The sequence below is a fragment of the Actinoplanes subtropicus genome, assembly GCF_000721705.1.
Taxonomy (GTDB): domain Bacteria; phylum Actinomycetota; class Actinomycetes; order Mycobacteriales; family Micromonosporaceae; genus Actinoplanes; species Actinoplanes subtropicus.
Genome location: NZ_JOJL01000085.1, coordinates 1 through 10,713 on the forward strand (window position 1 = coordinate 1; position 10,713 = coordinate 10,713).

Sequence of the window (10,713 nt, forward strand, 5' to 3'; positions counted from 1 at the left end):
ACGACAACACGACGACCGGGCCCCGCCGGCTACGCCGGCGGGGCCTCTTCATGCAAACACCACATCATCACGGCGAATGACGCCGTCGTCCTCATCCAGCCCGTCGGTCAACACCTGGCCGCGCTCCCGCGCGCCGCGATCGTGGTCGAGGACCGCTACTCGCAGGTCTTCACCCAGCAAAGAGTCCGCCCCGCGCTGGTGGCCGACAGCCTGGCCGAACTACAGGTGCGCTGGCCAAACGTGCCGATCGTGTACGCCGAGACCCGCCCGCTGGCCGAGGAATGGACCTACCGCTACCTCGCCGCCGCGCACACCTGGGCCGCCGCCGAAGACACCGCCGTGACCCGGATCGGCCCGGTGGTCACCGACCTCGACCGGGCCCCGGCCGCGCCGGGCCCGTCGACCGCCGAGATCCGCGCCTGGGCCCGCGAACACGGCCACACCGTCCCCGACCGGGGACGACTGCGCCCCGAGATCATCGACGCCTGGCACACCGCCCACCCACCGGCCCCGGCCACCGACCCCCTCCTGCCGTAACGCCCGGCGACCCTGCTCGTGGCCGAACCAGCCGCAGGTGCCGGACGCCGGCAGTTTCTCGGGGCGGTCACCCGGGGCGTTCAGGTTCCGGAGGCCATGTAGGCGGCGAGGATGTAGTTGGGATGCCGGTCGAGGTTCTTGCGAGCCCGGTCATAACGCATCGTGGTCTTCGGATCCGCGTGCCGGGCGGCGATCTGCGCGTCGCGGAGGCTGACCCCCGCATCCAACATAGTAGTAACGAAGGTATGACGCAGCATATGCGGGTGCATCCGGGGCATCCGGATCCCCGCCGTCTCGGACAACTGCTTTAGGCGGCGGGTCGCGGCATGCCGGTCCATCCGCCTACCAACCGTGTTGCGCAGGATCGGCCCCAGCTCGCGGCCCCCGACGGCGTGGTCGATCGCGCGGGCCACCGCCGGCGGTAACGGGATCAGAACGGTCTTGTCGCCCTTGCCACGCACCTTCAGGACCCGGTGGCCGTGCTCCTCCCCGAGATCGGCGATGTTCGCGCGGCAGGCTTCGAAGATCCGCAATCCGAGCAGGCCGAGCATCGCGACCAGGGCGAAATCGTTGCGGTTGGCCGACAGCCGGGCTTCGGTGAGCAGGGCCTCGAACTGCAGATGCCCCAGCCCCAGGGTCGGTGACTCGGCCGGCATCGGTGGCCGGCGTACGTAGTCGGCCGGCGAGTGCGTCAGGATCTGGTCGATGACGCACACCCGGTAGAAGCCGACCACCACCGACAACCGCCGGGACACCGTCGAGGGCTGGTAGCAGCGGACCTCCTGCAACCAACGCACGTACCGCTCGACCTCGACCCGCCCCAACTCCAGCGGGTCAAGATCCTCACCCGCACACCAGGCCAGGAACACCTTCAGATCCGAACCGGTGTGCACCCGGGACTCACCCCGGTACCGACCCAGGTACGCGGCCACCGCCGCACGCAGCACACGCCCGTCGGAGACGACAACGGCGTGATCGGGAACAGAAGAGATAGTCATATCTCACGGTGCGTCACCGGCAACGCGAACACCACCGCCCTCGGCGCGGCAGATCAGTGCGTCTCACCGAATCGGGGCAATGGCGCAACGGCTCTGCCAGAATCCAGCTATGGGCCGTAAACGGCACGTCCCTGAGTCATTCGAAGATCTCGTCCGCGTGGGGAACTCGCGCCCGACCGCCGAGCAGCGCGTAGTCGAGCATTGGCCGCTGCCCATCAGCGACGGCCGATGGACCGACAGCCGAGGCGTGGAATGGCGCATCCGAGGACACACGTTGGAACCGGCCAGCCCTCCGTTGCGCCGGTTGCTCAAACGGCCAGGACTGCGCGTGCTGCAGGCATACGGTCCGCATCCTCGAGAGGTGTCGGGCCCGGAACTGGAGGCGCTTCTCCAACGGGTCGAGCAGTACCACGACGGCGAGGCGCCGCCGCACAGCGCCTTCATGCTGGCCGAGTTCCGCGACAGCGTTGGACGAGCGATGCTCGTGATCCAGGAATTCTGCTGACGATCGAATGCCGGACAGCGGCAGATGATTGCGCCGCCGATGTCGGCTACTACTCACTCGACGACCGGTTTGAGATAGGCGCGGCGGTACGCCTCCAATCGACCTTCGTCCTCGTCGAGGGCAGCTAGGATGTCGAGAACGAACTCGGCGTTCGAGCGCCGCAACGACGAATACAGCACCCAAATGCCTCCTTTTGCCTTGGCGGCGCAGAGGTCGGCCAGGTCTGTATTCCCGAGGTCCAACTCCGTTTGGTGGGGCTCGCCGTAGACGATCGTGTGCAGAATCGTGAGCAACTCATCTTCGACCCATTGTTCGAGAGGGCCGCCGGCCAGGGCGGCCAGGATGACCCCGGTCGCCGGCAGCGCGACCTCGAACAACATCGATTGCACCTCGAGTCGGCCGTAGAGGGTAAAGCCGGGAGCTGTGGAGGCGTCGCCGATACCGACCGGCTTGTATGGCCGGTCATGGAACGACCTCTGCTCGTTGTGTGACGATCTCGGCCCGGACAAGCTCAAGCAGCCGACCTAGCCGGGCACGGACAGATCCAGCAGTATACCGAGCGTGACGGTCGCCTCGGGCCGCGCGCACTGTCCGCGGCGGAACAGTGCGCCAACGAACCCGGGACAATCGTGAGCTCCGCAGGTGTCAATGGCACCCACGGTTCGAGCCGGTATCCACAGACAAGGATCTGGAGCGTTCGCCGGCGAAGGATGCCCGCGCTATCGGGTCTTCGCCCAGACGGAGATGTGGTTGCGACTTTCGCCGGTGAACGGCTCCCGAGTCCAGGTGCTCCACCGCTCGTGCAGGGTCAGGCCGGCCATACGCGCCATGAGGTCAAGTTCGGCGGGCCAGAGGTAGCGGTGCGGGGAGGAGAACGTCTTGAGCTGGCCCTCGATCACCCAGTAGTGATGGGAGTAGGCAATCTGCGCCGCGAGGTCGTAGTCCTCGAAGCCGATGTGTGTGGGGGTGGCGGCGAAGACGTGCCGGGTCTGGCCGGGCGGCAGGTGTTGAAGGTTGGGAATGTAGTTCTCGATCAGGAAGTGGCCGCCGGGTCCGAGGTGCCGGGCCGCGTTGTGGAAGGCGTTGATCTGCTCGTCCTGGGTCGTCAGGTTCGTGATCGTGTTACGTAGCAGGTAGACCAGGTCGAAGGTGGCGTCGACACCTACTCGGGAGAAGTCGCCGATCGTGACCTCCACGTGAGACTCGCCCCGGTAGGCGTCGAGCTGGTCCACCATGGCGGCCGACAGTTCGATGCCATGCACGCGCACACCTCGACGCGTCAGCGGCACCGCGATCCGGCCGGTACCGATACCGAATTCAAGTGCGTCGCCGGTCCCGGCCAGAGCGGCGAGGAAGTCGACGGCAGGATCGATGACGTCGGGTTCGAACAATTCCGGCCACAACGTAGCGTATCGCGGTGCGATCCACTCGTCGAAATGCGTTTCCGGCATGCAGTCGAGGATCACCGCAGCCGTCGCCGGCAGCCAGCGGTTTCTCAGGTCAGCGGGCGGTGGCCTTCTTGAAACGCCACGACGGGTAGACACCACGGCACATCACTATGCGTGACGGACGGGCCACATAGACACACCCGCCGCGGCATGAGCGGATGCCGGACGAGTGGATGGTCGACATGGGCATGCCGAGATCCGGTTTGGTCGTGTTGCTGCTCCTTCCGCAGGTCGCAGGTCAGCCAGGCTTGACCTGAGCGAGCAGGACCAGGAGCTGAACAACGTCGCAGATCTCGGCGACGTCATGGCCGGTGAAGGTGACTGTCCGCGCCCCAGCGGCGCGTTCCACTCCTGGTATGAGCATTGCTGTATCAACCGTCGCGGGGGCGTACAGATCCACTTCAAGCAGAACCGGGCCGGTGATCGACATCGGCGGTATCTGTGCGCGCCTCGCAACTGCCGCCGCTGCCTCTTGCCGGAGGCGGTCCCGGGCCACCGCCGGGTGCAACGCCTCGGCGGCGGCCTGACCGAGCGCCCGCTTGACCGCGACCGTCGATGCGCCGGGCACCAGTTCCCGCAGTTCTGCGCAGGCCACGTCATCGCCGCTCAACAGCACGACCGGAGCGCCGTAGTGACCGGCCAGTGCAGCGTTGAGACCGATCTCGCCGACTTCCCGCCCGTTGAGGCGCACGCCCAGCACCGCATCGCTCATCGTGTGGGCGAGCACAGCCGGACCGGCGCCTACCCGTGCGTGATACCCGACGAAGAGCACAGCGTCCATGCCGGTGCCGAGGCCGCCCAGCATGCCCAGCGGACGCGGCCGGCCGCGGACCAGCCGCACACGCTGATCGAGGTCCTCCGGTAGCAGATTCCGGAAGGGACCGTGCGCGTTTGCCACCAGCACCTCAGCCGACGGCTCGGCGTCCAGGACTCCGGCGATGACGGCGTTGACCTCGGCCGTCATGAGCGCGCGGCCACGTTCGTAGTCGTACCTGTCGGGATTCGTCTCCACCGGATGAACGACGCCCGAGATACCCTCCATATCGGCGGAGATCAACACCTTCGGCATTGCCCCACCCTAGGCGAGTGACGACGCCAGCCGCACGACCGCATGCCTGGAGCCGGCCGTGAGCCAGCACGGGCGGACGGGCATTTGCTGGTAGGTTTCGTCGATGTCTCGCCGTGCTCAGGATGGCCGGCCGCGAGCCGGACGCAGCACGATCTACGACGTCGCACGCGTCGCCGGCGTCTCCGTCGGCACAGTTTCCCGAGTGCTGAACGGCCACCCGGTCGGCGCCGACAGCCGCAAGGCCGTGCAGCGGGCCATGGCCGGCACCGGCTACGTGCCCAACCAACACGCACGCCAACTCGCCGGTGCACGCCCGGAAACGGTGGCGTTCCTGCACTGCGCGCCCGGCGACCGGCTGCTCGCGGACCCGAACATCAACACCCTGCTGCTCGACTGCCTGCGGGCTCTCGGCGACCAGAACATCATGATGATCACCCCGGTAGCCGGCGGCGGATCACCCGACGTCGTCAGCCAGACCCTGGCCGCCAGGCTCGCCGACCCGGTCCTGGTGTTCACGGCGCCGCGATCCTCGGCCGCGATCACCAGCCTCGTCGACCGCGACATACCCGTCGTATCCTGCGGCATCCCGCTCGGCCACGAACGTCACGTCTCCTACGTGAGCACCGACGACCGCGACGGCGCCCAGCAGATCGTCACCTACCTGCGCTCCCGCGGACGCCGCCGGATCGCCACCGTCACCGCGCCCATGGACCTGCCCGGCGGCGTCCAACGGCTCGCCGGATACCGCGACGCCGTCGCTACCTTCGACCCCGCGCTGGTCGCGCACGGCGACTACACCTACGCCGGCGCAGTCACCGCGACCGAGCAACTCCTGCGCCAGGCACCCGACCTCGACGCGATCTTCGCCGCCTCCGACCTGATGGCCGCCGGCGTCCTCGCCGCCTGCGCAAAAGCCGGACGACGCGTACCCGACGACATCGCCGTCGCCGGCTACGACGACGCGGCGCTGGCGCTCACCACCCGGCCCCAGCTGACCACCGTACGCATACCTTGGCACCGCTACGCCGACCAACTGACCAGACATCTGCTACGCCGCATCGACGGCGACGACCCCTCAGGCGTCGTCATGCCAGTCGAGCTGATCATCCGGGGCTCGGCCTGAACCGACACCGATCGCTGCCTGATGATTGGGTGCACTACTTCGGCGTGTTCGCGAAGCGAGCCCGCCATGCCGGTCGTTACGCTCCGTGGCGAGCGGTTCGCGGCAAATCCGTACGCGGCCAATCTTGACAAATTCGGGCGCCAGGCGCCTTTGTGTGGCGCCGCAGGCCCCACGGCACGTTATTCGAATGGCATCTAAAACCAAGTTAGCCAGATGAATGCTGCAACTACTGCGCCGAATCCTAGCGTGAATGAGATCATGATGTCTGAGTACAATCGCCTCATGCTGACCGTGCGCCTGCGATGCAGGTAACCCACGCGGATCTCCTTTGCCGAGCATCCGCTCGCATGAAAGCCTCGTCGGACAGCCTGATCCGTTTCCACAACAAGCAGGTTGAATCGGTACATTTCATCGATATTGATTGCCCGGTTGGCGATCACCACTTTGGTGTCAGTTATTTTCATCGCGGCGGCCTCTAGGCGTTCCATCACCGAGGAACCGCGGGGGCGACATTCGACCGACACACCCAGCAACTTACCTTCGTCTACCCATACCGACAGCTCCTGATCGATTTCGTCGGCCTTGATATCGGCTGTCCCGATGTTCGAAAACTCCAGTTGAACCTTTCGCGGGTGGCTCAGCTTATTTGTTCCCTGGCTTATCCCAAGACCCCATGTTGCATCCAGGTCCGGAGGTAGGAGCGGCTGGTCGGCTACCAGTCTCCAACCCACGCGCTTGTTCTGGTCACGCCTATTCTTGCGGACGTTGTAGACAAAAGTTGCTATTACGAATATGGCGACTACAGCGGAGATTCCGACGCCGACTGCAGCCCAGTTGATCTTCACCTCAACCTCGCTTCGCAAGGAAGTTGATCAAGAAGGCCGCGATAGCCGTCAGGGAGGAGACCGTCGTGGCGGCGAACAATGCGATCCGCTGGTTAAGCCGTGGATTGTTTTCTGCTGCATATTCCTTGGAAACGAGCGAGAAGTCGGCAGCGTGGAGTTCCGCATGTATGCCTTCAACCTTACCGTCTGCAAGGACGTAAAAGCGCAGATCATCGCCGGGGTTCAGGAATAAGTTAGTTTCCACTTCCGCGGTTGAGCCCTCAGGAACTTTCACCTGGATTTGTTTCGAACGAACACTCACGCGCGGGGCCAGCTCTGCCCTAGCGGAAACTATCACCGCTCCGGTGATCCGCACAGCTAGCGGTGACGACAAGTCCTCTGGCGTGAGAACGACACGACCCATATTCGAGAATTGCACACTGATTAGATGCGGATCGACGATCATTTGATCGCGCCAAAGGAGATGGAGGTCAGAAAATGCCGCAGTTGCTGGCTGCAACGGTTGGTCTTGGATGACGCTCCAGGCGATCTGCTTCTGCTTGCGGCCTTGGCGAGCGTCCCAGATCGTATAAGCGAGACTGAGGAGCGCGACTGCTAGGCTCGCGAGGGCTGCGGCGGATCCCATCACCACTCATCCTGACAATGGCTTGCGTTTGACATCCGTTGCTACCCCTCATCTCGTTCGAAGGCGCGGTACGGCATCATAGCCACAGGGAATCGTGAGTGGCATCCATTTGGATCGCTTGTTGGCTTTGACTCACCGGGTAGGGTGAAGATCCAAAACTAGTTTCACATTTCGTGGTCTGCAACCTCTCCGATACCCGCGATCGAAAATTGGTGGCAGATGGGAAATGATCACAACCCGCCCGTGCGAAGCGAACGTCTCGGTCGTTACCTTGGTGGTGGTCGGGTTGCCGTCAGGGAATACGTCGTCTCCATTGATGGAGCACTATTCTCGGCAGATGAGTCGATCGACTTGTGACCCCTGCCGTGTGCCCGATGTTGCGCCAGTTCGGAGTCGGTGCTCACACTGGGATAGTTGTGGAGCGTGCGAGGGAGGAACCCTAAAATGTTTGAAGGCCGGCTCGACCACGAGAATGATGACAACCCTGAGAATTACAGTGCTGACCCCCAGAACTACGGCACCACCGATGAAGAGGTCGCGGGTGACTTATCCGGTTCGTCGAGCACCGGTACAGATGCGATGAGCAGTCCCGGCATTTTCCCGTCCCAGGATGGGACACTCGCGGAAGAGCCCAACGCTTCGTCAAGTATCGGCGCGGACTCGTTTAACGATCACGGAATCTTGCCTCCGCAAAACGATTGACTCCGCCCTGCAAACATCGCTGATCGACGTGTCGCTGGTCGCACTCTCATCGGCATGTCCGCGAGCCCGAGCCCCGCGTCGTCCGTCACGTTGCGTAGTGGCCGGATCGCGGCTGCAAATGCGGATGCCGTGCAACCGGGTCGGGCGCGATGATGGCGCCGTGATCGTGACATCCCGGATTGCCCGGCAGACCAACCGCTGGGTCCGCTTCGCCAAGGTAACGGTGCAGGTGCTTCCCGCGGTGGCCGACGAGGTCACGATCGCGCCAGGCGTTCTTCGCGACCACGCGTCGCGACTGGAAGCCGTGTGCGGGGCTCACGAGGCGCTGCGTCATGTTCCAGCCGACCGGGGCTTTCACCGAGTGGATGTCGTCGACGCCGTCACGACTGAGGTCGACACCGGTGTTGGCGACGTGTACGAGGTCACCGCACGCGCGGCACGGGAGGCGCTGTCTCTCGACCCCTCGCTGTTCACCGGGTTCAGCGACCCGCAGGTAGTCGCCGGTTGGCTGCGAGAGCGCATCGGAAAACAGTTAGCCGGGGTGACCGAGGCCCGTCACTGGAACAACGGTGAACGCGATCCAGACACGGCGAGTCTGGTCCACGCCTGGCTGCACTTCGAAAACCGGCCGCCGACCCAACTGCACGGCTGTGGTGACGAGCTTCAGCTGAGCATCGCCGAGCCCTACCCGGGCTACGACATGGACCAGTTCGGTGCGGTGCGGGTCACTTCGGCGGCCGTGCCGGACTCGTTGGCCATGGTGGTGGGACGACGGCTGACCGACGCCGCGGTCATCCTCGGACCCGCCGACCGACCTGCCTGCGCCGGTTTGCTACTCCGCCTGGACGACGTCACGGTCACGATCGGCACGCTCGGCGACGAGTGGGTACTCGCCCTCGACGAGCCGCCGGCTGACATTGCGCCGTTCTGGCACCTCCAGCCGTGGATCACGCAGGACTAAAGGCGATCGGCGACATCCTCAACAGCTCACCCAAGCCCATCTCCGAAATTCGTAACACTGTGTAGCGACCGGATCGCGGCATGAGAGCACACCTGATTCTGGACTGCCGAAGGCTATTTGTCGATACTTTCTTGATCGACTTCTCCACGTTCGCGCTTGGCGGACTTTGTCCAATCTCTGCGCGCCTCGCGAGGGACTCAAATAGGATCACTTGCTCGCTATAGATTGATTCTCGGCCGTTCTATCTGCTTAAGCAGAATCTCCCGAAACGCCGTTAAGTCAAATCTAGGGTCCGCACGTAAGTCACCCAGCGACCAGCCTGCTATATCCCGGAGCGATTCAGATTCATGTGCATTAGGGCGTGGTGATGCGTGATTCCCGCTCACCGGAGCTACAGTCCGTCCGGGAATGCCGTGCTCCGACTTTGCGATCACCGCACGGTAGGTTCCGGGTGAATACAAAGGCGGCCAGACCGGTTCGCTGTTGTCGGCCAGGCGTCTTTTGAACCAATGCAATGAAAAGCGCCCTGCCGAAGCTAGCTCTTGTAAAATGGTCCGAGCAGTAAGGTACGACACCTCATATGTGGCGGCGTATGAGCGTACGGCATTCTTGAGCGGGCTATGTGTCATTTCGCGAGGATCCTTGTCGCCGGCTCCTCGTTCCGGCAGCTCTGCGCTGCGTCGGAGGCCCCCTCTGGCCTCATGTTATTCCCAGCGAGCGCCGAGCAACTCCACTGCATCAAGTTTTGAAGGATGGAGGTTAGAAATGCTTCATATCTAGAGGGAAAGATCGGTGCCGCGATTAACAATGTTGGCAACATTCCCACAGCGATGAGGATGATCGGGATATGCACTACTAGTATGACGAGAAAACGTCCACGGATTGCGATGATCTGCGACAAGTATTGCGACAAAGGCACAGCCGTCTCCCATCCAGCCGCCCGGCTCGGCAATGGAAAGATCGTCAAATGCCCAGATACGCAGGTTGAGCCACAGACCCTTTGACTGTTGTTGAGTCACGCCGGGAGACTCGCAGCCGGGCGCACCGTTCGCCCGGCTTGGATCGTAGCAGGAATCCCTCTGCCGTCAAGAACTCACGCGTCGTCGGGCAGACAACCGGCCCCTGGGCCCGAAGTGCCAACGGGAGCAGCAACAGCGATTTCTTTGCCTAGACTGGAGGGAGGATCGTCGAGCCACATAATCCGACACGTCCTTACATTCACATTCGGGCTGCACTACGCACATTCATCGGATGCATTCAGAGGTCAGCACGTGCTCATCTCGGCAAATGAGTGAGTTGATCGTGCAATTCAGGCGGTCATGTTCTTACGTTCCGTAGTCACCTTGGCAGCTGATCATCGCGGTAGGCGTGCCCACCGGGTCGGCGATCATTGGGCTCGGCCGGCGCACCGTGTTGTCCGCCGGATCACCCTCGCGAGCGACTGCCAACCGCCGTAGCGGAAGCTCACCGTGAACCAAAGTCGGTGACAGCGAGGCGGGTGTGCGTGATGTCGAGTCCGGGTGTGATCTTCAAGCGGTGCGGGTGCCGTGATGCCAGCCGGCTGCGCCTCGAGCAGTCCTGTCCCCGACTGTCTGAGCGCGGGCACGGTACCTGGTACTTCCACTGCTCGGCGACCAACCTACTCGGCCGCCGCGAGCGCGCCCGGCGTGGCGGCTACCCGTCGCAGGCCGCCGCCCGGCAGGCCCGCGACGAGTTCCTCGCCGGCACCGCCGCCGACCGCACCGCGGAAGGCTGGACGGTGGAGCGGTGGCTGCGGCATTGGCTGGACACCCGCACCCACATCCGGGCGACGACCCGGTTCCACTACACCCGCGACGTCGACACCGTCCTGATCCCCTACCTCGGCCGGTACCGGCTGGCCGACCTCGACGCCCAACTT

General features: G+C 64.0%; 12 protein-coding genes and 1 pseudogene. 6 read left to right on the top strand and 7 right to left on the bottom strand.

Annotated features, from left to right (window positions below; genetic code table 11):
* A partial coding sequence (locus IH26_RS0151780; RefSeq protein WP_211268939.1) for an Lsr2 family DNA-binding protein occupies positions 1-537 on the top strand: 537 nt, incomplete at its 5' end.
* An 80-nt stretch (positions 538-617) separates the two neighbouring features.
* On the opposite strand, the gene IH26_RS0151785 is transcribed toward IH26_RS0151780, so the two are convergent.
* Positions 618-1,535 carry a tyrosine-type recombinase/integrase gene (locus tag IH26_RS0151785; protein ID WP_030443697.1) on the bottom strand — a complete coding sequence of 306 codons (918 nt, stop codon included), beginning with the start codon at positions 1,533-1,535 and terminating at the stop codon, positions 618-620.
* Positions 1,536-1,896: 361 nt separating this feature from the next.
* Between IH26_RS0151785 and IH26_RS60970 the strand changes: the two genes are divergently transcribed.
* Positions 1,897-2,040: a hypothetical protein gene (locus IH26_RS60970; protein ID WP_157437887.1), complete on the top strand. Its 144-nt coding sequence runs from the start codon at positions 1,897-1,899 to the stop codon at positions 2,038-2,040.
* A 53-nt stretch (positions 2,041-2,093) separates the two neighbouring features.
* On the opposite strand, the gene IH26_RS0151795 is transcribed toward IH26_RS60970, so the two are convergent.
* From IH26_RS0151795 to IH26_RS0151805, 3 genes are all read right to left on the bottom strand, one after another.
* On the bottom strand, positions 2,094-2,420 hold the full coding sequence (locus IH26_RS0151795) for a hypothetical protein (protein ID WP_030443698.1): 327 nt from the start codon (positions 2,418-2,420) through the stop codon (positions 2,094-2,096).
* A gap of 339 nt (positions 2,421-2,759) precedes the next feature.
* Positions 2,760-3,491: a class I SAM-dependent methyltransferase gene (locus IH26_RS0151800; RefSeq protein WP_030443699.1), complete on the bottom strand. Its 732-nt coding sequence runs from the start codon at positions 3,489-3,491 to the stop codon at positions 2,760-2,762.
* Between the two features lie 235 nt (positions 3,492-3,726).
* Positions 3,727-4,557 (bottom strand): M55 family metallopeptidase, encoded by an 831-nt coding sequence (locus IH26_RS0151805; RefSeq protein WP_030443700.1) that lies wholly within the window; start codon positions 4,555-4,557, stop codon positions 3,727-3,729.
* A gap of 103 nt (positions 4,558-4,660) precedes the next feature.
* On the opposite strand from IH26_RS0151805, the gene IH26_RS0151810 reads away from it, so the two are divergent.
* Complete coding sequence (locus tag IH26_RS0151810) at positions 4,661-5,680, top strand: LacI family DNA-binding transcriptional regulator (protein WP_030443701.1); 1,020 nt, start codon at positions 4,661-4,663, stop codon at positions 5,678-5,680.
* 194 nt (positions 5,681-5,874) lie between these two features.
* On the opposite strand, the gene IH26_RS60975 is transcribed toward IH26_RS0151810, so the two are convergent.
* Positions 5,875-6,525 (bottom strand): hypothetical protein, encoded by a 651-nt coding sequence (locus tag IH26_RS60975; RefSeq protein WP_157437888.1) that lies wholly within the window; start codon positions 6,523-6,525, stop codon positions 5,875-5,877.
* A gap of 1 nt (position 6,526) precedes the next feature.
* Positions 6,527-7,153 carry a hypothetical protein gene (locus IH26_RS60980; protein ID WP_157437889.1) on the bottom strand — a complete coding sequence of 209 codons (627 nt, stop codon included), beginning with the start codon at positions 7,151-7,153 and terminating at the stop codon, positions 6,527-6,529.
* A gap of 441 nt (positions 7,154-7,594) precedes the next feature.
* On the opposite strand from IH26_RS60980, the gene IH26_RS60985 reads away from it, so the two are divergent.
* Both IH26_RS60985 and IH26_RS59250 read left to right on the top strand, forming a co-directional pair.
* Positions 7,595-7,852, top strand: coding sequence for a hypothetical protein (locus IH26_RS60985; protein ID WP_157437890.1), 258 nt, complete (start codon positions 7,595-7,597; stop codon positions 7,850-7,852).
* A gap of 160 nt (positions 7,853-8,012) precedes the next feature.
* Positions 8,013-8,813, top strand: coding sequence for a hypothetical protein (locus tag IH26_RS59250; RefSeq protein WP_157437891.1), 801 nt, complete (start codon positions 8,013-8,015; stop codon positions 8,811-8,813).
* 776 nt (positions 8,814-9,589) lie between these two features.
* On the opposite strand, the gene IH26_RS60990 is transcribed toward IH26_RS59250, so the two are convergent.
* A complete protein-coding gene (locus IH26_RS60990) occupies positions 9,590-9,832 on the bottom strand; it encodes a hypothetical protein (RefSeq protein WP_157437892.1) in 243 nt (80 codons plus the stop codon).
* Between the two features lie 569 nt (positions 9,833-10,401).
* Between IH26_RS60990 and IH26_RS0151825 the strand changes: the two are divergent.
* A pseudogene (locus IH26_RS0151825) lies at positions 10,402-10,713 on the top strand (site-specific integrase); the annotation flags it as partial.